Origin of the sequence: Rhodanobacter sp. PCA2 (assembly GCF_013620825.1) — a bacterium.
In the GTDB taxonomy this organism is placed as follows: Bacteria; Pseudomonadota; Gammaproteobacteria; order Xanthomonadales; family Rhodanobacteraceae; genus Rhodanobacter_A.
This window is the reverse complement of the sequence record NZ_NJIC01000008.1, coordinates 86,387-110,476: the sequence shown is the minus strand read 5'-3', so window position 1 is coordinate 110,476 and position 24,090 is coordinate 86,387. Positions and strand designations below refer to the sequence as shown.

18 protein-coding genes are annotated in these 24,090 nt (G+C 69.2%); 4 read left to right on the top strand and 14 right to left on the bottom strand.

Annotated features, from left to right (window positions below; genetic code table 11):
* Window positions 1-33 precede the first annotated feature (33 nt).
* The 8 genes from PCA_RS02035 to PCA_RS02000 all read right to left on the bottom strand — a co-directional run bounded on the left by PCA_RS02035 (window position 34) and on the right by PCA_RS02000 (window position 12,050).
* Window positions 34-507, bottom strand: coding sequence for a PIN domain-containing protein (locus tag PCA_RS02035; protein ID WP_181300503.1), 474 nt, complete (start codon window positions 505-507; stop codon window positions 34-36).
* Between the two features lie 122 nt (window positions 508-629).
* On the bottom strand, window positions 630-2,651 hold the full coding sequence (locus PCA_RS02030; protein WP_181300502.1) for a sigma-54-dependent Fis family transcriptional regulator: 2,022 nt from the start codon (window positions 2,649-2,651) through the stop codon (window positions 630-632).
* Window positions 2,652-2,770: 119 nt separating this feature from the next.
* The gene (locus PCA_RS02025; protein WP_181300501.1) at window positions 2,771-4,720 is read right to left on the bottom strand and encodes an AMP-binding protein; all 1,950 of its coding nucleotides are present in this window, start codon (window positions 4,718-4,720) and stop codon (window positions 2,771-2,773) included.
* Window positions 4,721-4,743: 23 nt separating this feature from the next.
* Window positions 4,744-5,784 (bottom strand): zinc-dependent alcohol dehydrogenase family protein, encoded by a 1,041-nt coding sequence (locus PCA_RS02020; RefSeq protein WP_181300500.1) that lies wholly within the window; start codon window positions 5,782-5,784, stop codon window positions 4,744-4,746.
* Window positions 5,785-5,863: 79 nt separating this feature from the next.
* Entirely contained in the window at window positions 5,864-6,367 is a 504-nt protein-coding gene (locus tag PCA_RS02015; RefSeq protein ID WP_181300499.1) for an acetone carboxylase subunit gamma, read from the bottom strand.
* 60 nt (window positions 6,368-6,427) lie between these two features.
* The gene (locus PCA_RS02010; RefSeq protein WP_219918464.1) at window positions 6,428-8,752 is read right to left on the bottom strand and encodes a hydantoinase B/oxoprolinase family protein; all 2,325 of its coding nucleotides are present in this window, start codon (window positions 8,750-8,752) and stop codon (window positions 6,428-6,430) included.
* 11 nt (window positions 8,753-8,763) lie between these two features.
* Window positions 8,764-10,887, bottom strand: a complete 2,124-nt coding sequence (locus PCA_RS02005; protein ID WP_219918462.1) for a hydantoinase/oxoprolinase family protein — start codon at window positions 10,885-10,887, stop codon at window positions 8,764-8,766.
* A gap of 440 nt (window positions 10,888-11,327) precedes the next feature.
* A complete protein-coding gene (locus PCA_RS02000) occupies window positions 11,328-12,050 on the bottom strand; it encodes an HAD family hydrolase (protein ID WP_181300497.1) in 723 nt (240 codons plus the stop codon).
* Between the two features lie 149 nt (window positions 12,051-12,199).
* Between PCA_RS02000 and PCA_RS01995 the strand changes: the two genes are divergently transcribed.
* Window positions 12,200-13,012 (top strand): META and DUF4377 domain-containing protein, encoded by an 813-nt coding sequence (locus PCA_RS01995; RefSeq protein ID WP_181300496.1) that lies wholly within the window; start codon window positions 12,200-12,202, stop codon window positions 13,010-13,012.
* Between the two features lie 24 nt (window positions 13,013-13,036).
* Here PCA_RS01995 and PCA_RS01990 read toward each other — a convergent pair whose 3' ends face one another.
* From PCA_RS01990 to PCA_RS01965, 6 genes are all read right to left on the bottom strand, one after another.
* Entirely contained in the window at window positions 13,037-13,411 is a 375-nt protein-coding gene (locus tag PCA_RS01990; RefSeq protein WP_181300495.1) for a YciI family protein, read from the bottom strand.
* Between the two features lie 159 nt (window positions 13,412-13,570).
* Window positions 13,571-14,491 carry a M14 family metallocarboxypeptidase gene (locus PCA_RS01985; protein ID WP_181300494.1) on the bottom strand — a complete coding sequence of 307 codons (921 nt, stop codon included), beginning with the start codon at window positions 14,489-14,491 and terminating at the stop codon, window positions 13,571-13,573.
* A gap of 306 nt (window positions 14,492-14,797) precedes the next feature.
* Window positions 14,798-15,415: an OmpH family outer membrane protein gene (locus PCA_RS01980; RefSeq protein WP_181300493.1), complete on the bottom strand. Its 618-nt coding sequence runs from the start codon at window positions 15,413-15,415 to the stop codon at window positions 14,798-14,800.
* 202 nt (window positions 15,416-15,617) lie between these two features.
* The gene (locus PCA_RS01975; protein ID WP_181300492.1) at window positions 15,618-16,457 is read right to left on the bottom strand and encodes a sel1 repeat family protein; all 840 of its coding nucleotides are present in this window, start codon (window positions 16,455-16,457) and stop codon (window positions 15,618-15,620) included.
* 44 nt (window positions 16,458-16,501) lie between these two features.
* A complete protein-coding gene (locus PCA_RS01970; RefSeq protein WP_255436600.1) occupies window positions 16,502-18,040 on the bottom strand; it encodes a phospholipase D family protein in 1,539 nt (512 codons plus the stop codon).
* Entirely contained in the window at window positions 18,013-18,690 is a 678-nt protein-coding gene (locus tag PCA_RS01965) for a TetR/AcrR family transcriptional regulator (RefSeq protein WP_255436599.1), read from the bottom strand. Before PCA_RS01965 ends, PCA_RS01970 begins: the two co-directional genes overlap by 28 nt.
* A 226-nt stretch (window positions 18,691-18,916) precedes the next feature.
* On the opposite strand from PCA_RS01965, the gene PCA_RS01960 reads away from it, so the two are divergent.
* The 3 genes from PCA_RS01960 to rbbA all read left to right on the top strand — a co-directional run.
* Window positions 18,917-20,434 (top strand): efflux transporter outer membrane subunit, encoded by a 1,518-nt coding sequence (locus PCA_RS01960; RefSeq protein ID WP_181300490.1) that lies wholly within the window; start codon window positions 18,917-18,919, stop codon window positions 20,432-20,434.
* Between the two features lie 9 nt (window positions 20,435-20,443).
* Window positions 20,444-21,523 carry an HlyD family efflux transporter periplasmic adaptor subunit gene (locus tag PCA_RS01955; protein WP_181300489.1) on the top strand — a complete coding sequence of 360 codons (1,080 nt, stop codon included), beginning with the start codon at window positions 20,444-20,446 and terminating at the stop codon, window positions 21,521-21,523.
* Window positions 21,524-21,525: 2 nt separating this feature from the next.
* On the top strand, window positions 21,526-24,090 hold a 2,565-nt coding region (gene rbbA, locus PCA_RS01950; RefSeq protein WP_255436598.1), incomplete at its 3' end, for a ribosome-associated ATPase/putative transporter RbbA.

The following is a 24,090-nucleotide window of genomic DNA, read 5'->3' as shown; positions in this document are numbered from 1 at the left end:
GGAGGAAGACGGCACGCCGGTGTTCCCCGAGGGCTACACCGGCTTCGCCGACGACGCGGGCGCCGATCCGGCCTGAGCCAGCGTCCATGCCTGCGGCGTGAGGATGCCGAAGCCGTGCTCGCGCGCGGTGCGCCGCGTGAGCTTCAGCAGTTCGCGGTCGCGGCTGAGCAGCCACTGCGCCCCGCTCGCCTGCGCCAGTTCCAGGAATTTCTGGTCGTCAGGATCGGCGCAGCGCGGCAGGCGCGGTGCAGCCGCCCGGCGCTCCGCCGCAGGCCATGTCCGCATCTGCGCGTCGAACGCGGCCGCGGCCGCGATGCTCCGCGCCGCATCCAGCGCCAGTTGCGGATAGGCCAGCACCGCCAGCCATTCGGCGCGGCAGGCCTCGTCCGTCACCGCCTCCGCCGCGCCCGTGCGCAGCGCCTCGCGCAGCAGCGCGCACTGCGCGTCGCCGAACACGAACAGGTCCAGGCAGACGTTGGTGTCCAGCACCAGGCGCGGCCCCGTCATGAAGCCGCGTCCGGTCCGGTGGCATCCGGCCATGCGGACGGGCCGGCAAGGGCGCCCGCACCGGCGATGCCGCATTCGCGGCAGGCAACGAGCCGCCTCGGCTTTCGCTTGCCCTGCATGCCCTACTTCAGATGCGGGGATGGCGGCGGCGCGAAGTCTTCCTGGCTGCGGGCGCTGGAGACTTCCTCGTGCAGGCGGTACTTTTCCAGCTTCGCATACAGCGTGCTCTTGGCGATGCCGAGCAGGTTCGCCGCCCTGGTCAGGTTGCCGCGCGCGGTGCGCAAGGTGTCGACGATGACGTCGCGCTCGGCATGGTCGATGCGCAGGCCGCTGCGCGGCAGCGCGCAGGTGGACGGCGGCACCTCGAAGCCGATGCCCTCGCGGATTTCCACCGGCAACGCCCGCACGCCGATCGACGGCGCGTCCGCCATCAGCAACATCGATTCGATCACGTTGCGCAATTCGCGCACGTTGCCCGGCCACGCGTAGGCTTCGAGGCAGGCCATCGCCGGCTCGTCGATGACGTGCGGCGGCAGGCCGTGCTCGGCGGCGAAGTGCGACAGGAAATGCGCGACCAGTTCGCGGATGTCGGACGGACGTTCGCGCAGCGCCGGCACCTGGATGCTGGTGACCGCGATCCGGTAGAACAGGTCCATGCGGAAGTTGCCTGCGGCCACTTCGCGGCGCAGGTCGCGATGGGTGGCAGTGACCAGGCGAAAGTCGATCTTGCGTGCGCGGTTTTCGCCCAGCCGCTGGATCTCGCCCTGCTCCAGCACCCGCAACAGGTGCGGCTGCAGGTCCGGCGACATCTCGCCGATCTCGTCCAGGAACAGCGTGCCGCCGTTGGCCGCTTCGATCTTGCCGGCGTGGCCGCCGCGGCGCGCGCCGGTGAAGGCTCCCTCGGCGTAACCGAACAGTTCGCTGGCCAGCAGGTCGCGCGACAGGCCGCCGCAATTGACGGCGATGAACGGGCCGTCGCGGCGGTCGCTGGCGCGATGGATGCCCTGGGCGAATTCTTCCTTGCCCACCCCGGTTTCGCCCATCAGCAGCACCGCGACCTTGGAGCGCGCCAGTTGCGTGGCCTTGCCCACCACGTCGCGCAGCGCCGGCGACGTGCCGGCGAGATGGGCGAACGCGACCGCGTCGCCGCGCGCGGCGGGCGCCGCATCGTCGTCGGCAACGACCTGGGGCCTGGACGCGCGCTGCACGCCGGGCAACACCAGCAGGGTGCCGATGCGTTCGCCGCCGTCGGTGACCGGGTGCAGCCAGTCGGGACGTATCCATTCCGGCAGGCCGACCGGCGCGTGCGGCGACTGCGGGGCCAGCGCCAGCGCCTGCAGGCGGCGCGGGCGCGACAGGTCGAACGGGCCGCCGCGCTGCATCAGCGTCGACTGCGCCACCCCGTTCGCCTTGATCGGATGGCCGCGACGGTCGAACAGGATCATGCCGTCGTGGCCGGAGGCCGACAGCCGCGCCATCGTGGCTTCCAGCAGGCGATAGCGCAGTTCCATCTCGCGCGCCGCCAGGCGGTTCTCGATGCGGCTGGCGGTGGTGACCACCAGGCCCAGGGTGTGCCGGCTGAAGGTCTGCGACAGGCCGGACACGTCGACCACGCCGAGGATCTCGTCGTCCAGCGGGTGGCGGATCACCGTGGCCGAGCAGGTCCAGCGCTTGATGCCTTCGCAATAGTGCTCGGCCGAATGGATCTGCACCGGCTGGCCGAGTTCCAGCGCGGTACCGATCGCGTTGGTGCCGATGACCAGCTCGCTCCACGCGCCGCCGGGCATCAGGTGGATGCTCTGTCCATCGTCGATGGTGTGCCGGTCGCCCTCGATCGAGAGGATGGTGCCGCGCGGATCGGCCAGGGCCATCATCGTGCCGGTTTCGGAAAGGAAGTCGCGCGCGTGGGCCATCACCGGCGAGCTGAGGTCCAGCAGCTCGCCGTGCGCCTGGTGCAACAGGTACAGGGAGCTTTCCGAGATCGGCGGCGGTCCGCTGCTCTGGGCCGGATCGACCTGGCCCAGCTGGCAACGCTGCCATGAGCCATCGACCGCGTCGCGCAAGGCTTCGCTGGAATCCCCGCCCGCCAGGAAACGCTCCCACGCCGCCATCACCACGGATTCGTGCAGGGGGTCAGAGAACATCTGGCTGGAAATCGGGCGATTCACCCTGCGGCCCGCCGTGGAGGCGACTGGATTCAGCCGGAACAACGAGCGTCCGACTTTCGGACGCTGTGCTCAAGGTGCATTGCAACATCCGTGCGTCAGCCCGGCGCCGCCGCGAGGCCCAGGGTGCGCAGGACGGCCACGGCTTCCGGGTTTTCCAGCGCCGACAGGTCGCCGCAGGGACGGTCCAGCCAGGCGTTGCGCACCAGCCGCCGCAGGATCTTGCCGTTGCGCGTGCGCGGGATGTCCTCGACCGCCAGGATCGCACCGGGACGCATGGGTTTGCCGAGCTGCTCGACGATGCTGGCCTCGAGCTCGGCGCGCAGCGATGCCCAACTGGCCGCGCCCTCGGCCAGGATCACCAGGCACAGCGCGGTCTCGCCCTTCAACGGATGCGGCACGCCCACCGCCACCGCTTCGCGCACCGCGGGGTGGCCGACCAGCACCGACTCGTATTCGACCGGGCCGACCCGCTTGCCGGCGATCTTCAAGGTATCGTCGGAACGTCCGCGCACGTACCAGTAGCCGTCCGCGTCGATCTCGACGAGGTCGCCGTGCACCCAGGTGTCCTCGTACGTCGACCAGTACGTCTCCAGGTAACGCGCGTCGTCGCGCCAGAAGCCCCGGGTCATGCCCGGGAACGGCTGCTTCAGCACCAGTTCGCCGATCGCCTCGCCCGGCCCGGCGTGTTCCTGGTGGATCTCCACGGCCATGCCGGGGATCGGCCCGTGGAACGCGCAGGCGCGCTGCGGCAGGCCAGGGAAGCTGGCCAGGATGCCGCCGCCGATCTCGGTGCCGCCGGAATAGTTGACGATGGGTCGCTTCCCCTCTCCGACGTTGCGGTACAGCCAGTGCCACGGCGCGTCGTTCCAGGGTTCGCCGGTGGCGCCGAACACCCGCAGGCCGGCAAGCGCATCCGCGTCCAGGGCGGCATCGCCGGCCGCCATCAGCAAGCGCACCAGGGTCGGCGAAACGCCCAGGTGGGTGACGCCGTGGTCGCGCACCAGCCGCCACAACCGGCCGGCATCGGGGTAGTCCGGGGCGCCGTCGAACAGCACCACGGTGGCGCCGTGCTGCAAGGCGCCGTAGATCGACCACGGCCCCATCAGCCAGCCCATGTCGGTGATCCAGCAGAGCACGTCGTCGGCGCCGAAATCGAAGGCCATCAGCAGATCGGCGGCCGCCTTCAACGGAAATCCGCCATGGGTGTGCACGACGCCCTTGGGCCGTCCGGTGGTGCCCGAGGTGTACATCAGCAGCAGCGGCGCGGAAGCCGCATGCGCCGCCTGCGCGGCATCGGCGGCGGGTCCGTCCAGCAGCTGCGACCAGGCGATTTCCGGCACGCGCACGGCGCGGTCTTGGTCCGCCGGCTCGGCGGACTCCCGCACCACCACGATGCCGCGGATCGAGGGACAGCCGCTCGCCGCCGCTCGCGCCTGGGCCAGCGTGTCGATGCTCGCGCCGCGCCGCCGCGCGCGTTCGCCGCACACCAGCAGCGCCGCCTCGGCATCCAGCAGGCGGGTGGTCATCGCATCGACGCCGTAGCCGGAGAACATCGGCACGACGATGGCGCCGATGCGCATCGCGGCCAGCAGCAGCACCGCCGCCTCGGCGCACATCGGCAGGCACAGGGCGATGCGGTCGCCTGCGCCGATGCCCAACCGCGACACGCCGGCGGCCAGCCGGCGCGCCTGGTCGTCCAGTTGCGCGTAGCTCAGCACGGTCACGCGGCCGTCGCCGTCCTCGCAGCGCAGGGCTGCCTTGTCCGGCTGCCGGCGCGCGTGGCGACCGACCAGGTTGTCGTACAGGTCCAGCTGGCCGCCGACGAACCACTCCGGCCACGGCTTGCCGTCGGACAGGTCGAGCACCTGGTCCGGCCGGCGTGCCCATTGCAGGCCCACCGCCACGCTCATTTCTTCCCAGAACATCGCCGGATCGGCGGCCGCCTCGTCGCGCAGGTGTTCCAGCGACAGGTAACCGTGGTCGTCGATGAAACGGCCCAGCCGGGTCGCGGCGAAGCCACCTTCCATATGCACCGGGCGAGTCATGGGTCCTCCGACGCAAGGCCGTTTCAGGGGGCCGACAGCAATACCTTCATCGCCTTCTCGCGCGCCGCGTTGGCGAACACGTCGTAGGCGGTGAGGATGTCGTCGAGGGCGAAACGATGGGTGACCAGCGCGCCGGGATCGACGCTGCCGGCCTGCACGGTCTGCAGCAGCAGCGGCGTGCTGCTGGTGCTGACCAGGCCGGTGGTCAGCGTGATGTTGCGGATCCACAGTTGTTCCAGGTGCAGCTCCACGCTCTTGCCGTGCACGCCGACGTTGGCGATGCGTCCGCCCGGGGCGATCGCCTGCTGGCAGACGTCGAAGGTGGCGGGAATGCCCACCGCCTCGATCGCCACGTCCACGCCCACGCCGTCGGTCAGCGCGAGCAGGCGCTCGACCGCGTTCTCCCGGGTCACGTCGATGGTGTCGGTCGCGCCGAAGGTGCGCGCCATCGCCAGCCGCGCCGGGTCCGCGTCGACCATGATGATCCGCGCCGGCGAATAGAAGCGCGCGGTCAGCAGCGTGGCCATGCCGACCGGGCCGGCGCCGACGATGGCCACGGTGTCGCCGGGACCGACCTGGCCGGAAAGCACGCCGATCTCGAAGCCGGTCGGCAGGATGTCGCTGAGCATCACCAGCGCCTGTTCGTCGACGCCTTCCGGCACCGGATACAGGCTGTTGTCGGCATGCGGGATGCGCACGTATTCGGCCTGGGTGCCGTCGATGCGGTGGCCGAGGATCCAGCCGCCGTCCTTGCAATGCGCGTACAGCTGGCGCTTGCAGTAGCTGCAGCGCCCGCAGGCGGTGATGCACGAGATCAGCACGTGATCGCCGGGCTTGAAGTTGGCCACCGCGCTGCCGACTTCCTCGACCACGCCGACGCCTTCGTGGCCGAGGATGCGGCCCGCCTCGACGGTGGGCACGTCGCCCTTGAGGATGTGCAGGTCGGTGCCGCAGATCGTGGTGTGGACGATGCGCACCACCGCGTCGGTGGGCGCGGCGACCGCGGGACGCGGCCGTTCCACCCACTGCTTGTCGCCGGGGCCTTGGTAAACCAGTGCTTTCATGTCGTCGCCTGCGTTGGCGGGAAGGGAATCGGACCGGACGGATGGGGCGCGCCCGTGCGGCGGGCGCGCCCCGGGCCGCTCAATCCGCGTGCGCGGGAACCGGCAGGCCGACCCACTCTTCATAGAAGCCCTCGATGTCGGGCTCGAAGTCGTGGATCACCGGGTACCAGGGCGTCGGCGCTTCCACGTCGTGCTGGGTGCCGCACTGCGGGCAGTAGTACTCGCGGTAGACCTGCCACTGCGTGTCAGGGGCCAGCAGTTGCGGATAGACCTCGAGCATCGCCTCGGCGTTGTCGCGGACGTGGATGTTGGCGTGCAGCTTCCAGTTCTCGCGGTAATCGCAGAAGTCGTGGCCGCAGCCGCACTTGACCCGCCACTGGTTGCGGTCGTTGCGCGCGATGTACAGGTGCGGGCCCAGCGGCAGCACGATCCTGTCCTTCCACGGCACCCGCTGCTGCAGCTGCTCCAGGTACATCTCGAAACGCTCGCGGTCCTTGGGCATGGACAGCATGCGCAGGGTGGTTTCCCAATCCAGGCGCGCGTCGACCAGGTTCCCGATCTGTTCTTTGGTATAGGTGGACATCGGTATTCTCCATTGTTGTCGGAACCACCCGTCGCGGCGCGGCCGCGACGGGCGCCGGGATCACTCTTCGACCAGCACCACGGTGCGCACATCGGGCATCTTCGACAGGTCCATGCGCGAGCGGGAACCGTAGCTGGGCACCTCCAGCTCGTCCTCGGTCATGTTCCAGTCGGCCGGCAGGTCCCAGAACGCGCGGAATTCCCCGAGGAACTTCGGCGACAGGCCGAAGCTGGTCGCGAACATGTGCTTGACCTGCGACGCGGCGTGCTTCTCGAGGATGCGCTGGCGTTCCTGCTTCATCCATTCGCGGGTCGGCAGCGACTTCGCCAGGCGCTCCTGGCGGATTTCCTTGCGCCGCGCCTCGGTCTTCTTCGCGTCCACGCTCCAGCGGCCGTGCGCATCCTGCGCGGCCACCGCGCCGTACACCTTGTGCGCGTACTCGGGCAGCACGTTCTGCTCGTTGAGGTCCTTCTCGATCGACTTCACGTCGCGTTCGATCGGGTCGCCGAAGCCGGGGCCGCCGCGCAGGTAGTTCAGGTACAGGTCGTAGTTCTCGTAGCAGTCCTCGGTGGTGATGCACTGCTTGTCGCGCTTGACCCGGCTGTTGGCGCCGAGCAGCTTCTCGTACTCGCGTGCGGTCGGGTCGAAGTCGCCGCCCAGCGGCAGCGGCTGGCCCCGGGCGATGCGTTCCTTCAGGCCGGTGCCGTGCGCCTCGAAGCGGTAGCCGCTGGCCGACGGATAGCCGCCCATCAGGCCCCAGTCCGAGTTCATGTAGCCGTTGCCCATGAAGAACATGGTCCAGTCCTCGGCCTTCCACACCATGCGCAGCGACTCGAAGCCGTTGCCGCCGCGGAACTTGCCGTAGCCGCCGGAATTGGCCTTGACGTTGCGGCCCAGGTACAGCAGCGGCTCGGCCATCTCCCAGATCTCGGCGTCGCCCATGTCGCCTTCCGGGTTCCAGATCGCCGCGGCGTTGTTGAGGCCATCCTTGATCGCGCCGGCGCCGGTGCCGCAGGAACTGGCCTCGAAGCTGTTCACCGCATGCACTTCGCCGTCCTGGTTGATGCCGCCGCCCTGCAGCCAGTTGCTGGTGTTGGCGTTGCCGGCGTTGACTTCCTCCAGGTAGCCGCGGCTGAAGTACGACTGCGACAACCCGCGCCACAGCGCGCTCCAGCCGGACACCAGGAAATGCCAGGCGTAGGCGTGGCCGGTGCGGCGGTCGTCCGGGTTCATCCACGTGCCCTTGGGCAGGCGGAACTCGGTGCCGAAGTAGGCGCCGTCGTTGATGCGCTGCGTGGGCACCAGGGTCTGCGTCATCATCACCCACAGGCCGCTGGTGAAGGCAACCTGGTGGGCGTTGAAGCTGTGCCAGCCCCAGCGCGAGGCGCCTTCGAAATCCAGCTTCCAGGTCGCGTCGCGGCGTATGGTCATCTCCACCGGCGAATGCATGATCGAGTCGATCTTCGCGAACGCCGACGAGGTGTTGACGTCGGCATGCGCGAACGGCACGTCGACGAAGGCAACCTTGCGGTAGGTGCCGGGGATGGTCATCGCCTTGATCCGGCTCTGCAGGCCGCGGCGGCCTTCCTCGATCACCTCGAACGCGAACTTCTCGTAGGCCTCGATGCCTTCGGCGGCGATCACCTCCTCGACCATCTGCCGGACCATGTGGCAGCCGGCGATGCGGGTCTTCTCGTCGAGGATCCAGTACTTGGGCGTGCGCACCGAACGCTGCGACTCGTGCAGCCAGTCCTTCAGCGGCTGGTCGTTGACCCCGGTCTTGCGGCAGGTGACCAGGTAGCCGTCGCCGAAGCGCTGCACCTGGCCGGTGGACATCGAACCGGGCGTCACCGCGCCGGTGTCGATCACGTGGGTGACGCCGCCGACCCAGCCGATCAGCCGGTCTTCGTGGAAGATCGGCACGATGGTGGCGATGTCGCAGGGATGCACGTTGCCGATCTGACAGTCGTTGTTGGTGAACATGTCGCCGGGGTTGATGCCGGGGTTGTTCTCCCAGTCGTTCTCGATCATGTACTTGATCGCGGCGCCCATCGTGCCGACGTGGATGATGATGCCGGTCGAGGTCAGGATGCAGTCGCCGACCGCGTTGTACAGGGTGAAGCACAGCTCGCCTTCCTGCTCGACGATCGGGCTGGCGGCGATCTTCTTGGCGGTTTCGCGCGCATGGACCAGGCCGCCGCGGATCTTCGAGAACAGCTTTTCGTAGCCGATCGGGTCGGCCTCGCGCAGCTCCAGCTTTTCCAGGCCGTTGTAGTGGCCGCTGTTGCGGGTGCGCTCGACCACCTCGCCGCGGTACTGCTTGAGCGACTTGCCGTTGCCCAGCAGGTCGGGCAGGACGATTTCGGGACGTGACAGGATGTTCATGGGTCGGCTCCTTACTTGGCCTGGGTTTCTTGCAGGTGGAACAGACGGTGCGAGTCCAGCCGCGTTTCGAAGCCGTCCGGCACGACGAAGGTGGTGGCGTCCGACTCGATGATGGCCGGGCCGACGATGTGGTTGCCGGGCTGCAGCAACTCCATCTTCCACAGCTGCGCATCGACCCAGCGCTTGTGGCGGTAGAACGGACGCGTGCCCAGGTGGGCTTCCTTGGGCGGCTTCGGGCCGCCGACCGGGTCTTCCGGCAGCACCGGTTTCTGCGTGGCGACCAGCCCGCGCATGATCGCGCCGGTCACCGAGAAGCCCAGTTCCGGCGAACGCGCCGAGCTGGCGTAGACGCGCTCGTAGGTCTGCTCGAACGCATCGGTGATCTTCTGCCAGTCGTCCGGGCTCTTCGCCGCGGAGATCGGCGAGACGATCTCGATGTCGTTGAGCTGGCCCATGTACTGCATGCGGTAGCCCGGCAGCAGGGTGATTTCCTCGGGCTTGAAGCCGTTGATGACGAACTCCTCGACCACCTTGTCGGCCAGTTCGGCCCAGGCGCTCTGGATCACCTTGCAGGCCTCGATCTTCTGCGCGTCGCTGCCGTGCTGCGGCACCGCGATGTCCACGCTCTTGTCGTAGCGGTATTCGAACTCGGCGCAGGCGCAGCCGAACGCGGAGAAGCCCGCGGCCCACGCCGGCACCACCACGTCCTTGAAGCCCAGCCCCTCGGTGTAGCCGTAGGTGTGCACCGGACCGGCGCCGCCGTAGCTGAAGCAGACGAAGTCGGCCGGGTTGTAGCCCTTGGCGCTGATGTTGGAACGCAGGTATTCGTGCAGCGACAGGTCCAGCAGTTCGATCACGCCGGCGGCGGCGTCCTCGACCGACAGGCCCAGCGGATCGGCGATCTGCGCCTTGATGTGGTCGCGCGCGCGCTGCACGTCGAGCTTGATCAGGCCGCCGAGGAAGTTGTCCGGGTTGAGGTAACCGAGCACCACGTGGCAGTCGGACACCGATACCGTCTCCAGCCCGCTCTCCGGCCAGCAGGTGCCGACGCGATAGCCGGCGCTGTCCGGGCCGAGCTTGATCGAACCCGAATACGGGTCCAGTCGCACGAAGCTGCCGGCGCCGGCGCCGACCGAGTCCATCGCCACCAGCGGCAGCGACAGCACCAGCCGCGCCATGTCCGGGTCGGAGGCGATGGCGAAGTTGCCCTTGGTGATCAGGGCCATGTCGAACGAAGTGCCGCCGATATCCGAGCAGGCGATGTTCTCGTAGCCCAGCGCCTCGCCCAGCAGCTTGGAACCGATCACCCCGCCGATGGGGCCGGAGACGATGGTCCGCGCCAGTTCCTTCGCCTTCCAGCTGATGGTGCCGCCGTGGGTCGCCATGACCCGCAGGTCGAACTTGGCGCCGTGCTTCTTGAAGCGGTCGCTGACCTTCTTCAGGGTCTGCCGCGACGGCTCGGCGGCGTAGGCCTCGAGGATGGTGGTGTTGGCGCGATGGCTTTCCTTGCGCGAGGGGTAATAGTCGACCGAGGCGAACACCGGCAGGTCGGCCTTGAGCTTCTTCAGCTCGTCCAGCGCGATGTCGCGCGCCTGGCGTTCGCTGGTCGGGTTCTTGTGCGATTGCAGGAGCACGATGACGATGGCCTTGGCGCCGCCGTCGACCAGGTCGCGCACCGCCGCACGCACGTCCGCCTCGCGCAGCGGGATCACCACTTCGCCCTGCACGTCGGTGCGTTCGGTCACGCCGCGGGTGCGGCTCAGCGGCACCAGCGGCTCGTCGTAGCGGTGGGTGTTGAGGTGCAGGCGCTCTTCCAGCGCGTAGCCGAGATAGCTCTGGCAAGCCCGCCCCATGCTGTGGGTGTGCTCGAAGCCCTTGTTGACGATCAGGCCGACGTCCAGGCCCTTGCGCTGGACCACGCGGTTCAGCATGGCGGTGCCCGAATACACGCAGGTGACCAGTTCCGGATAGACCTGGTCGACATCGCGGCCCCACAGCGCCAATGCGTCCTGCGAGGAGTTGTAGATGGCAAGCGATTCGTCCTGCGGATTGCTCTGCGCCTTGCCGACGACGAAGCGGCCGTCGGAACGGACGAAGAAGGTGTCGGTCATCGTGCCGCCGGCATCGATGCCCATGACCTGCGCAGGCGCTCGGTCATCTTGTTGGTCGAGTGTCATTTCGTTCTCCCCGGGTTCGTGTTGCATCCGCCCGATGGCGAATGCGCATCGGTCTACGGAGAGAGGGCAAGACGCGTGCCATCCCGGAAAACTCTCCGGCGCAAGGCCATCCCGTTGAAAACACGCGGTTTCCAGAATCCACGAAACGTGTTGCGTCGCAGCTTCCGCGTCGCACAAACAGTCTGGTCGACCGGAATTCGAACGCACCATCGGCCGGCCGCGACGGCCGCTGCGCATGCCGCGCGGATGGGCGTCCGAACCTGGGCGTGGACGGCCCGGGCGACGAGAAACGGGCGCGCATCCGCTTCCGTCAGCGCGCGCTCCACGCGTGCATGGGGAAGTCGCCGAACACGCAAGGTCCGGTCAGACGCGGGTGTCCGGCAGCAGGCGCGGCGCCGTCAGCAGGCCGCGGCCAGCGCGTCCAGCTGCGCCACCGCGGCGGGAATCCCCGCGGCGTTTTCCACCGCGCGCATGCGTGGCGCGTGGCTGGCGTCCAGGCCGTTCTCCAGCTCGTGCGCCCAGGTCACGTGGTAGGGCATGTGCACGCCCCAGCCGCCGAGGCGCAGCACCGGCTCGATGTCCGAACGCAGCGAGTTGCCCACCATCGCGAACTCGCCCGCGGCGACGCCGAACTCGTCCAGCAGGCGGCGATAGGTGGCGACGTCCTTCTCGGAGACGATCTCGATGCGGCGGAACAGTCCGGCCAGCCCCGACTCCGCCACCTTCTTCTCCTGGTGGAACAGGTCGCCCTTGGTGATCAGCACCACCGGATGCCGCGCGGCCACTTCCGCCACCGCCTCGCGCATGCCCGGCAGCAGTTCCACCGGATGCTGCAGCACGCGCTTGCCGATCGCCACGATGCGATGGATGTCCTGCGCGCTGATGCGCCCCTCGCTGAGCGTGATCGCGGTTTCCACCATCGACAGCGCCATGCCCTTGGCGCCGTAGCCGAACAGCGCGAGGTTGCTGCGCTCGGTCGCCAGCATGCGCGCGTGCACCGCCTCGTCGGCGAGGTCGGCGTAGGCGCCCACGATGGCGGCGAAGCCGGCGTTGGCGTCGCGGTAGTAATCCTCGCTGCGCCACAACGTGTCGTCGCCGTCGAAACCGACCATCTTCAGCATGCGCGCCTCGAGGATTTCGTGTCACGGACCGTAGCGGCATTGTCCGACAACGGGGGCATCGCTGCATGCCGTGGCAATCATCTCCGCCGACATCGCCATGACGCAGCACGGGGCGTAAGCTCACGGCACTGCGACCCTCGGAGAACACCATGCGCTCCCCTCTGTTGCTGCTCCCGCTCGCGCTTGCCGTCTGCGTTTCCGCCTTGCCCGCCCACGGCACCCAGGCGCCGCCGCCGGGAAGCACGGCAGCGACTGCCGCGGAGCCGGACGTCGCCCTGCTCGGCGGCTACCACTGGCGATTGACGCAGGCCAGCGACCACGGCGGCCAGCGCATCGCGGCGCTGTTCGTGCGTCCGGACAAGCCGCTGCAGCTGGACTTCGGCGGCAACCGCGTCAACGTGCGCAACAGCTGCAACGGCATGGGCGGCAGCTACCACATCGAGAACGGCCACCTCGTGGTCGGCCCGATGATGCACACCATGATGGCCTGCCCCGATCTCGCGCTGAACCAGCTCGACAGCCTGGTCGGCGCGACCCTGAGCGGCCGGCCCGCGATCGCCGTCTCGCACGAGGGCGCGCATCCGCAATTGCAGTTGCGCACCGCCGCCGGCGACACGCTGGACTTCACCGGCGTGCCCACGGCCGAAACGCGCTACGGCGGCCCGGGCGTCACCGAGTTCCTCGAGGTGGCGGCCCAAACCGTGCCCTGCCATCACCCGCTGATGCGGAACCGGCAGTGCCTCAGCGTGCGCGACGTGCATTACGACGCGAACGGCCTGAAGACCGGCACGCCCGGCCACTGGCGTCCGCTGCAGCAGGACATCGAGGGCTACACGCACCAGCCCGGCGTACGCAACGTGCTGCGGGTAAAGCGCTACACGATGAAACACCCGCCCGCCGATGCTTCGGCGTCCGCCTACGTACTGGACATGGTGGTCGAGTCGCAGACCGTCGCGCACTGAGGCGACGGCATCCGACGCGTTGCGTCAGGCGCCCACGCGCCGGCGCACCGCGTCGAAATCGCGCAGCGGCCGCACCTCGATGCAGCCGGTCTGCGCCCACGGCAGCTCGGCGGCCATGCGCACCGCCTCCTCCATGCTTTCGGCCTCGATGAGGTTGAAGCCGGCGAGGTACTCCTTGGTTTCCGCGAACGGGCCGTCCAGCACCGTGGTGTGGCCGAGGCGCGTGCGCACCGCCTTCGCGGTGGCCGGCGCCTCCAGCTGCTGCGCGTCGATCAGCCGCCCTTCGGCACGCAACTCGTCGGCGTGCGTGATGCAGGCGTGCATGCGCGTGTCGAACTCGCCGGGCGGCAGGGCGTTCAGCAAGGCGTCGTCGCTGTAGACCATCAGCAGGAATTTCATGTCGGATGGCGGCTCGCGTGGAAGGGAACGGCTAGCCTATGCCGCCCCTGCCGCGGTTGCCAACAGCCGACAGTCACGCAGGCAGGCGCCGTGCGGACTTGCGATCCGCCGGTTGCGCCGCCGGCGGCGACCGCCATCCCGGGCCTGCGGCCGCGCGTTCTAGCCGTGCGCCAGCGCGTGGTCGATCGCCGCACACACCGCCGCCGCCTGCGCGTCGTTGCACTGCGCGGGCGTGGCGCGCGGGCTGTCGGGATAGACCTCGGTGGTGGTGCGGTAGTGCGCGTCGGTGATGCCGGCGCACAGGCCCAGCTTGCGGCAGTCGTATTCGATCACGCCGTGCGCCACCACCGGCGAACCGATGATGGTGCCGTCCGGATCGGCCGGCGCGATATGGGTGACCCGCGCCACCGCCGCGACCACCGCCTGCTGGAACGCCGGCTCCGGCCGCGCGCTGTCCGCGCAGAGGTAGAAGCCGTCGGGAATGGTGCCCGGCCCGTACGGCTTGCCGTCGCGCGCCGCCAGCGCGGGGCGGAACTCGCTCTCGTCGCTGTCGGTGGTCTCGTGCAGGTCGATGTGCATGCGCGCGCGGTCGCGCAGCGGCGACAGCAGCCGCCACAGCGCAGCCGATTCCTGCGCGGGGCTGTGCTCGCGGAAGTTGCGGTTCGGGTCCAGCGCGTCGGGATTCCAGCGATGGATGCGCTCGTAGCCCCAGGGGCTGACGCAGGGCACGCACAGCAGGTTGATGCGGCCCGCGTAGCGCGCGGCGTCGCGCTCAAGGAACTGCAGCGCGCCGTGCACGCCGCTGGTCTCGTAGCCGTGCACGCCACCGGTCACCAGCATGATGGGTAGCGCCTCGTCCCAGTCGCGGCTCTTCACCACATGCAGCGGATACTGCTCGGGCGCGTAGTCCAGCCGGCCGTATTCCGCCACCTCGAAGCGCCCGCGCAGCGCATCGATGCGACCCAGCACCTCGTCCGCATGGCTGCGCTTGCGCGACTGCAGCGTGCGCCACGCCGCCACCTCGGCCGGCCCCCACGGCGTGCCGGGTGTGCCGATGGGATAGAAGGCGCTGCTGGTCATGTGGGTTGCCCGATGCGTGACAAGGCGGGAACTGTAGCACCCGCGATGCACATCCTCGATCGAACATGCGCTGCGCTCCCTCTCCCCTTCGGGACGCGGAGCAGGGCCGGGGATGGCCCTGCTTCGAGGAGCGGGGAAGAGGCTGGGGGCGAGTGGCCGCACGCGCGGGAAATCGGCGACGAAGCCCCGTCTGCTCCCGGCGACTCGTCGCCCGCCGCGCCACGTCGATCGGCCCGCCGGAAAAGGAAACGGCCGCCGCGCGATGGCGCGGCAGCCGCTCCCGACCTGCAGCGATGCGTTCCGGAATTACTTCGCGGGCGTCGCCGGTGCGGGCTCGAGGCTGAAGTTCAGCGTGGTGAGCTTGGCGTCCAGGCCGCGGACCACGTCGGCGGTGAGGTCGTTGGTGGTATTGCCGCCCAGCACGGCGTCGCGGTTCAGCAGCAGGCCGCAGTGGTGGCTGGTGTAGCTGCTGGCGACCAGGGGCTGCGCCTGCTCGCCGATCTGCTGCATGATCTTGCCGCGGGTGAGCTGGATGCGCTCGTCGAGCTGGTTCACCTGCTCCTGGTAGCTCTGCATGCGCTGCTGCAGCGCCTGGCCCTGCTGCTGGCGCTGCGCCTCGGTCAGCGTGGACGCCTTCTGCTGGAACGCCTGCACCTCGGTTTCCAACGGCTTGCGCTGGGTTTCCAGCGACTGCTGCTGCTGCGTCGCCAGCGACTTCAGGCGATCGCTGGCCGACTGGCCCACCTTGGACTGCGCGAACACCGCCTCGCGCGAAAGCATGCACACGCCCGCCACCGGGCTGCCGCCCAGCGGGTTGCCGGCAGCCGGCGCGGCCGTCTGCGCCCGGGCCGGCGTCACGGGGGCGAGGGAAAGACCGGCGGCAGCAACCAGTGCGGCGACAGGCAGGAGGCGCGAGATGTTCATGGGGACTATCCGTTGTGGGGGCATGGGGAAGCCACGGGCCGCACCGGCCCACGGCGAAACGCAAGCATACCCGCAGACGGCTGTCGCATGGCTGGCAGCCGCGAGCCGGCAGAGCCATGCGGGGCCGCCTCCGGCAGCGCACGAAGCGAGTCCCATGCATCCGGAGACGATGCGTCGGCGGACTCCGGATGCTCCCTGCCCCCTATTTTCCGCTTGAGGCCGCCGGAGCCGGCATGGCCTGCAAGTCGCCCACCTGCACGGTCCCGGTGGCACGGGCAGCGTCGACCCATACGGCGTCCTTCAAGCTGGCATAGGGCGCAGCGGACCAGAGCGCGGGCGAAAAGAACTGTTCGCCACGCACGGGGGTGCCGCCCAGCACGGCCGGACCGGTGTCGAGTGCGTGCCCAAGCGCGGGGCCTGCCCCGCTGCGCAGCCGCACGGTGCTGTTGCCGCCGAAACCGGTACGGCTGCCGATGACGTTGAGCCGCTCCCGGCGCAACGCGCCGTCCAGCCGGCGCAGCCCCGCTTCGTCGCCGTATTCCGCATGGATCTCCTGCCCCACGGCCTGCGCCTGCCTGCGCTCGCCTGCGTCCAGTTGTTGCCAGAACGCCTCGCGGCTCGCCAGCAGATCGGGATAACCGCGATCCGCCGCGAGATCCATCCACGCATAGCCCCGCGCCCGATCGCGCGGCACGCCATCGCCGTTCCAGTACATGGCCGCCAACAAGGCCTGCGCCGGCTTGTCCGCGAAGCGCGCGGCCTTGAGCAGCAAGGACTGCGCATGCGACTTGTCGCCATCCTTGTAGGCGCGGATGCCCGCCTCGCGATAGAACAGGTCGGGATGCCGCGAGGACACCTGGGGCATGCCGAGCAGCGAAGCCTCCACGGCCTGGTCGCCGGTCTGCGCGAACGCGGGCGTCGCGGGGAACGCGGCAACGGTCGCGATGGCGGCAACGGAAATCCATGCTTTGCGTATGCGCATGTGCGCCTCCTTGGCATCGTTCCACTTCCGCACTATCGCAAGCAGATGCGGCAGCGGCAACGCGGTCGCAGGGCCAGGCTTGCCGGAAGGAATGCCCCGGCGCCTCAGAGCAGCGATTCGATCGGCAGCAGGGACAGGAACTTCACGTACGCTCGTCGCCACAGTGGCGACGACGGCTCTTTCGTCCAGCGCTCCAACCCTTCGGGCGTGTTCGCGAGCCAGACGATCCTGCCCTGCTCCGAAAGCTCCAGCCGATAGGCGTGGTCGGGCACGGCGAGATCGAAGGCCTTGCTCATCGCCTGCGCCATCCGCTCGCTCTCGATCACGAAGCCCAGCTCCGTGTTCAACCTGGCCGAGCGGGGGTCGAAGTTGAACGAGCCGACGAATACACGCTTGCCGTCCACGGCAAAGGTCTTGGCATGCAGGCTGGAACCGGAGCTTCCGAGCAGCCCGTGCTTCTCCTTCGGCAGCTTCCGGCCAGCCTCCCGCCGCAGCTCGAACAAGGTGACGCCCTTTTCGAGCAGGGGCTTGCGGTACTTCACATAGCCGGCATGCACGGCGACCACATCGGTTGCCTCCATGGCATTCGTGAGCACGCGCAACTTCACGCCCTGACCGGCAAGCGCGCCGAACGCTTCCACGCCCTGCCGCGTGGGTATGAAGTAGGGGGAAACCAGGTCCACCGACGACGCGGGGCGCCCCAGCATCTGCGCCAGCCGCGGCAACAGCAGGGTCTCCCGGGGCACGTGGCCCAGCGCCTTTGCGGGATCGTCGCTGACCATGCGCACCGGCACCCACTGGAAGTCCAGCGTGCCGGCCATCAGGTCCTCGACGAAACGGGACTGCGCCACGGCCTCCAGATACGCCCCCAGCCGAGGATCGACGACCGCGGTCGCGTCCTCTTTCCGCGGGTGCCCCGCCCGGTCCGCGCGTCCCGGGCGCACCAGCGTTTCCAGCGGGTAGGCCGATGCGCTGTTCCAGTAGCGATCGAAGTCGTTCGAGACGTCGCCGACGACCGCCCCGGCCACCAGCACGTCGAGGTCGGCAAACGCGATGCCCCGGGTGGCGCCGAAATACTCGTCGCCCACGTTCCTTCCGCCCACCACCGTGACCTGGCCGTCGACCGTGAGCGACTTGTTGTGCATGCGGCGGTTCAGGCGCCTGAAGTCGGTCAGGAATCCCAACGACTTGAAGCGGCGCTGGGCAAACGGATTGAACAGGCGCACCTCGACGTGCTGCCGCGCATTCAGCTGCGCGAGCTTTTCGTCCAGCCCCGTCGTGCCGTTGTCGTCCAGCAGCAGCCTCACCCGGACCTGCCGTTCCGCGGCGTCGCGCAAGGCGCGCAGCAACAGGTTGCCGGTGATGTCGTCGCGCCAGATGTAGTACTGGACGTCGATCGTGCGCTGCGCGGCGGCGATCAGCGCCATGCGCGAGGCGAAGGCATCCAGCGCATCGGGCAGCGGCACCACGCCGGAGAGGCCGGGATGCTGCTCGACCCCAAGCTGCAGCCCCCGGGCCAGGCGGGTATCCGCGCCGTCGTCCGCGGGACATGCGGTGGAAACGCTGCGCCCCTTGAGCGACGGCAGCGCGCCACAGGCGGACAGGAAACCCGCCATCAGGACGACGATCCATCGGTTGCGCAAGAGGCCTCCTTTGGCTGCACGGGGGCGCGCAGGAACGCGAGCATCATCTGGCGGTGCAGCTCGCGGTGGATCTCCAGGGCCTTGCCGGTCGTTGCCGCCCGCTCGTCGGGTGGCCCGCTCAGCAGCACCCGGTACAGGGCCGGGGAGTAGGCGAACTGGAAATCGTCGAGTAGCAGGCCATGGGCCAGTTGCCCTCTCGCCACCGCGGCCCGCAGCACATCGAGTTGCGCCTCCATCATCGGATCGGCGACCTCCCGGCGCCATTGGCGCACCAGCTCGGGAATCCGGTGGGCTTCGACCAGCAGCAGCCGCAGCGTGGCTTGTCGACGGGGGTCGGCCAGGCGCGAATAGCAGAAGTCGACGAAGCGGTCGACGAAGTCCGCCGCGCTGTCGCCTTCCCCGAAGGGAACCGCCTCGCCTGTGGCCAAATGCCGCGTCAACAGCGCTTCGAAGATCCCTTCCTTGCTGCGAAAGTGGGCATAGAAACCGCTCTTCGCCAATCCGGCGCCACGCGCGATGTCCTCGATCCTGGTGGAGGCGAATCCGTGCCGCGAGAACTCGGCCAACGCGGAATCGAGGATTTTTTCTGCACGTACCTCCGGCGCCAGCCGGATGCGCCTGGGGGTCGCTGAGCGTCGGGAACGAGTCATGACGATGACGAATGGCCTGCAGGAACAATTCGGGAGAATACCAAGGCCAAATTCATCGACCCGCTGGTCGCTGGCATGTATGCTAACGACTCATCGGTCGTTATGCAGTCGGCGCATCTGTTTCGGCATGACCGGGACGGCGTTGACGCGCTTGATCAGCCAATTTCCCCAGGGCTCCGCCTTCATGAGTCACGTGCCTGTCCGTTGTCCCCCGGAGTGGGGAAGCATGGGTGCTTCGCACGGTCCGCATGCCGATGCCCGCGCGGCGGCTGCCGCGCCACGGCCCCGGGACTCCATCCTGCCGTGGCGACATGCCCTGGCCGCCTCCATCCTCCTGGCACTCTGCGGCTGCGCTTCCCTGGCGCCGCGGTACGAGGCGCCACGATTGCCCGTGCCGGACGCGTGGCTGGACAGTGCGCAAGGCGTGTCGGGACATGCCGCCCCGGTCCTCGCATGGAACGACTATTTCACCGACCCCGTGTTGAAGCAGTTGATCCAGACCGCGCTGGACAACAACCGGGACTTGCGGGTGGCCTTGCTGCGGGTCGAGGAAGCCCGCGCTTCGTACCGGATCCAGCGTGCCGAACTGTTCCCGCAGGTCAACGCGGGGGCGCGGGGCACCCGGGCCAGGGTCCCGGGCGATCTCAACCTGAGCGGAAGCCCGGTCACCAGCGCGGAGTACCGCGCCGAGATCGGTGCGAGCAGCTGGGAACTGGACCTGTGGGGGCGGGTGCGCAACCTCGACGACTCGGCATTGCAGCAGTGGCTGGCCACGCAGGCAGGCAGTCGGGCGGCGCGCATGGCGTTGATCGCCCAGGTCGCCGACGCTTACCTGGGCGTGCGCGACGTGGACGAGCGCCTGGCGCTGGCCCGGCGCACCGTCGAGACCCGGCAGGAAACCTCCCGCATCTTCAACCGTCGCTTCGAGGTGGGAGCGATCTCCAAGCTGGATCTCACGCAGGTCCAGTTGCTGCTGAACCAGGCGCAGACTCTGCTGGCGCAACTGGAACAGGCGCGCGCGACGCAGGTCCATGCGCTGGGCCTGCTCATCGGCGCCCATCCTGGCCCGCTGCCCGAGGCGGCCCCGTTCGACGAAACCATGGAACTGGCCGAGCTGGCGCCGGGCCTGCCCTCGGAACTGCTGACGGCCCGCCCCGACATCGTGGCCGCCGAACACCGCCTGATCGCGGCGCACGCGGACATCGGCGCGGCGCGCGCGGCCTTCTTTCCGCGCATCGCACTGACCGGCAGCCTGGGCACGGCCAGCGCCGAACTCGACGGACTGTTCTCGTCCGGCAGCCGGGCCTGGTCGTTCGCCCCGGTGATATCGCTGCCGATCTTCGATGGCGGCCGGCGGCGGGCCAACCTGGAGCTGTCGGAGGTTCGCCGCGACATCGCCGTGGCGGAGTACGAAAAGAGCATCCAGACCGCGTTCCGGGAGGTTTCCGACGCCTTGTCCGCACGCCGCTGGCTGACCGAGCAACGCGACCTGCAACGCACGGCGCTGGTTACCGCCCGCGAGCGCGCGCGGCTGGCCCAGCTGCGCTACGACAACGGCTCGGTCGCGTACCTGGAGGTGCTCGATGCGCAACGCGAATTGCTGAGCGCCGAGCAGCAACTGGTCCAGGCCCGGCGCGCCCTGCTGTCGAACCAGGTGTCGCTGTACGCGGCGCTGGGCGGCGGAACGCAATCCGGCCCCCGGAGCACTGCGGCGCCAGGTTCCGTCTCCGCATCTCCCCGTTAAGGCGTGCCCATGAACATCTCTCCCGCCCTGAAGAAGAAACTCCTGCCTGCCGCCGTCGTCGCGATCGCGGCCGTCGCCGCCTTCTGGGCCTGGTCGCACTACCACCGCGCGGATTCCGGCGAGGGATTCGTGCATGGCAACGGCCGGCTGGAGGCGACCGAGGTGGACGTGGCCACCCGCCTGCCCGGGCGCATACGGGAAGTGCTGGTGCGCGAGGGCGATTTCGTCACCGCCGGCCAGCCCGTGGCGCGCATGCAGCTGGACTCGCTGGAGGCCCAGCGCGCCGAGGCGCAGGCGGCCCGCGACCAGGCGCAGCACGCCGCGACGGCGGCCGAAGCCCAGGTGTTGCTGCGCGAGAGCGATGTCGCCGCCACGCGAGCCCAGGTCGCCCAGCGGGAGGCCGAACTGGATGCCGCCCGGCGGCGCCAGGCGCGTTCGGAAACGCTGGCGTCCGAAGGGGCGGCGTCGGGGCAGGAGCTCGACGACGACCGCGCCCGCACGCGTGGCGCCGAGGCCGCGCTGACCGCCACCCGCGCGCAGGTGACCGCAGCGCTGGCGGCGGTGGCCGCGGCCAAGGCGCAAGTGGTCGGCGCGCGCTCTTCGGTCCAGGCCGCGGCAGCCACCATCGACCGCATCGAGGCGGACGTCCGCGACAGCGAACTGAAGTCGCCGCGCGACGGGCGCGTGCAGTTCCTCGTCGCCCAGCCCGGCGAAGTGCTGGGCGGCGGCGGCCGGGTGCTGAACCTGATCGACCTCTCCGACGTCTACATGACCTTCTTCATCCCGGAGACCGTGGCGGCGCGCGTGGCCCTGGGCAGCGAGGTGCGCATCCTGCTGGATGCCGCGCCCGGCGTGGTGATACCCGCCACGGTATCGTTCGTCGCGAGCCAGGCCCAGTTCACGCCCAAGGCCGTGGAAACGGCCAGCGAACGGCAGAAGCTGATGTTCCGCGTGCGTGCCAGGATCGCGCCCGAGTTGCTGCGCAAGCACCTCGACCAGGTCAAGACCGGCGTTCCCGGCGAGGCATGGATCAAGCTCGATCCGGCAGCCAGGTGGCCGGCGTCGCTGACCATGAACGCCGGGAAATAGACATGTACCGCGCCGCGCCGCCAACCGTACGCCTGCAAGGCGTGCGGCTGCACTACGGCAAGGTCCAGGCGCTGGCCGGCATCGACCTGGACGTTCCCGCCGGCCGCATGGTGGGCCTGATCGGCCCGGACGGCGTGGGCAAGTCCAGCCTGTTGTCGCTGGTGTCGGGCGCGCGCGCCGTGCAGGAAGGCAGGGTCGAGGTGCTGGGCGGCGACATGGCCAGCCCGCGCCACCGCAACTCGGCGTGTCCGCGCATCGCCTACATGCCGCAAGGCCTGGGCAAGAACCTGTACCCGACGCTCTCCGTCGAGGAGAACCTGCAGTTCTTCGCGCGCCTGTTCGGCCACGGCGAGGGCGAGCGTCGCCGCCGCATCGACGAGCTGACCCGCGCCACCGGCCTGCACAGCTTCCTGGGACGCCCGGCGGGCAAGCTCTCGGGCGGCATGAAGCAGAAGCTGGGCCTGTGCTGCGCGCTCATCCACGACCCCGACCTGCTGATCCTGGACGAACCCACCACCGGCGTCGATCCGCTGGCGCGCGCGCAGTTCTGGGAGCTCATCGCCGGCATCCGCGGCGACCGCCCCGGCATGAGCGTGATCGTGGCCACCGCCTACATGGACGAGGCCCAGGGCTTCGACTGGCTGGTGGCGATGGACGACGGCCGCGTGCTGGCCACCGGGACGCCGGCCGAATTGCTGGCGCGCACCGCCAGCGACTCGCTGGAAGGCGCGTTCGTCGCGCTGCTGCCCGAGGAGAAGAAGCGCGGACACGCACCGGTGACGATCCCGCCGCTGGACGCCGACGAGAACGACATCGCGATCGAGGCCAGGGATCTCACCATGCGCTTCGGCGACTTCGTCGCGGTGGACAGCGTGAGCTTTCGCATCCGCCGCGGCGAGATCTTCGGCTTCCTCGGCTCCAACGGCTGCGGCAAGTCCACCACCATGAAGATGCTGACCGGCCTGCTGGCGGCCAGCGAGGGCCGCGCCTGGCTGTTCGGCCACGAGGTCGATCCGCACGACCTGGATACGCGCCGGCGCGTCGGCTACATGTCGCAGGCGTTCTCGCTCTACAGCGAGCTGACCGTGCGGCAGAACCTGGTGCTGCACGCGCGCCTGTTCCACGTGCCCGAAGCGGACATCCCCGCGCGCGTGCATGAAATGGTCGGGCGCTTCGGGCTGGAGAAGGCCATCGACGAGCTGCCCGAGTCGCTGCCGCTGGGCATCCGCCAGCGGCTGTCGCTGGCGGTGGCGATGGTGCACAAGCCCGAGCTGCTGATCCTGGACGAGCCGACCTCGGGCGTCGACCCGGTGGCGCGCGACGCGTTCTGGCGCCTGCTGGTGGAGCTGTCGCGGCGCGACAAGGTCACCATCTTCATCTCCACCCACTTCATGAACGAGGCCGAGCGCTGCGACCGCATGTCGATGATGCACGCGGGCAGGGTGCTGGACAGCGACACCCCCGCCCGGCTGGTGGAAAAGCGTGGCGCGAAGCATCTGGAGGAAGCCTTCATCGGCTACCTGATCGAGGCGGGCGGCGGCGCGGCGCCCGACGACGACGCGCCGGCATCCCCGGCGGCCGAGGTCCGGCCCGCCGCCCCGCCCCATCCCCGCAAACGCTTCAGCCTGCTGCGCCTGTTGAGCTACGCCTGGCGCGAGGCGCTGGAACTGCGGCGCGACCCGATACGCGCCACGCTGGCGCTGGGCGGCTCGCTGATCCTGATGGTGGTGATGGGCTTCGGCATCGGCACCGACGTCAACGACCTGAAGTACGCCGTGTTCGACCTCGACCAGACCGGACTGTCGACCAGCTACCAGCTCGACCTCGCCGGCTCCGCCTACTTCCTGGAACAAGCCCCCATCACCAGCTACGACGACCTGGACCGGCGCATGCGCAACGGCGAGCTGAGCATGGCGCTGGAGATACCGCCCGGCTTTGCCCGCGACGTGGCCCGCGGCAAGCCGGTGTCCATAGGCGCGTGGTTCGACGGCGCCATGCCGCAGCGCGCCGAGACCGTGCAGGGCTACCTGCAGGGCATGCACCAGCACTGGCTGTCGGAGCAGGCCCGCCGGCGGTACGGCGCGGCGGCCGGCGGCAACGTGTCGGTGGAGAACCGCTTCCGCTACAACCCCGACGTCAAGAGCCTGCCGGCGATGGTGCCGGCCGTGATCCCCATTCTGCTGCTGATGCTGCCGGCCATGCTCACGGCCCTGGCCGTGGTGCGCGAGAAGGAGATGGGATCCATCATCAACCTGTACGTCACCCCGGTCACGCGCAGCGAATTCCTGCTCGGCAAGCAACTGCCCTACGTGGGGCTGGCGATGCTGAACTTCCTGCTGATGACGCTGCTGGCGGTGACCGTGTTCGGCGTTCCGGTCACCGGAAGCTTCCTGGCCCTGGCCACGGCGTCGCTGCTGTTCTGCGTCATCTCCACCGGCATGGGCCTGCTCGCCTCGGCGGTGACGCGCAGCCAGATCGCCGCGATGTTCTTCGCCATGGTCGGCACGCTGATCCCGGCGATGCAGTACGGCGGCATGATCGACCCGGTGTCTTCGCTGAAAGGCAGG

Bases quoted from the DNA above. Each gene is read 5' to 3' on its own strand.
- PCA_RS01965 (WP_255436599.1), bottom strand. From the start codon at position 18,690: ATGACTCGTTCCCGACGCTCAGCGACCCCCAGGCGCATCCGGCTGGCG.
- PCA_RS02010 (WP_219918464.1), bottom strand. From the start codon at position 8,752: ATGAACATCCTGTCACGTCCCGAAATCGTCCTGCCCGACCTGCTGGGC.
- PCA_RS02035 (WP_181300503.1), bottom strand. From the start codon at position 507: ATGACGGGGCCGCGCCTGGTGCTGGACACCAACGTCTGCCTGGACCTG.
- PCA_RS01990 (WP_181300495.1), bottom strand. From the start codon at position 13,411: ATGAAATTCCTGCTGATGGTCTACAGCGACGACGCCTTGCTGAACGCC.
- PCA_RS02015 (WP_181300499.1), bottom strand. From the start codon at position 6,367: ATGTCCACCTATACCAAAGAACAGATCGGGAACCTGGTCGACGCGCGC.
- PCA_RS02025 (WP_181300501.1), bottom strand. From the start codon at position 4,720: ATGACTCGCCCGGTGCATATGGAAGGTGGCTTCGCCGCGACCCGGCTG.
- PCA_RS02030 (WP_181300502.1), bottom strand. From the start codon at position 2,651: ATGTTCTCTGACCCCCTGCACGAATCCGTGGTGATGGCGGCGTGGGAG.
- PCA_RS01985 (WP_181300494.1), bottom strand. From the start codon at position 14,491: ATGACCAGCAGCGCCTTCTATCCCATCGGCACACCCGGCACGCCGTGG.
- PCA_RS02005 (WP_219918462.1), bottom strand. From the start codon at position 10,887: ATGGGCATCGATGCCGGCGGCACGATGACCGACACCTTCTTCGTCCGT.
- PCA_RS01995 (WP_181300496.1), top strand. From the start codon at position 12,200: ATGCGCTCCCCTCTGTTGCTGCTCCCGCTCGCGCTTGCCGTCTGCGTT.
- PCA_RS02020 (WP_181300500.1), bottom strand. From the start codon at position 5,784: ATGAAAGCACTGGTTTACCAAGGCCCCGGCGACAAGCAGTGGGTGGAA.
- PCA_RS01960 (WP_181300490.1), top strand. From the start codon at position 18,917: ATGGGTGCTTCGCACGGTCCGCATGCCGATGCCCGCGCGGCGGCTGCC.
- PCA_RS01955 (WP_181300489.1), top strand. From the start codon at position 20,444: ATGAACATCTCTCCCGCCCTGAAGAAGAAACTCCTGCCTGCCGCCGTC.
- PCA_RS02000 (WP_181300497.1), bottom strand. From the start codon at position 12,050: ATGCTGAAGATGGTCGGTTTCGACGGCGACGACACGTTGTGGCGCAGC.
- PCA_RS01980 (WP_181300493.1), bottom strand. From the start codon at position 15,415: ATGAACATCTCGCGCCTCCTGCCTGTCGCCGCACTGGTTGCTGCCGCC.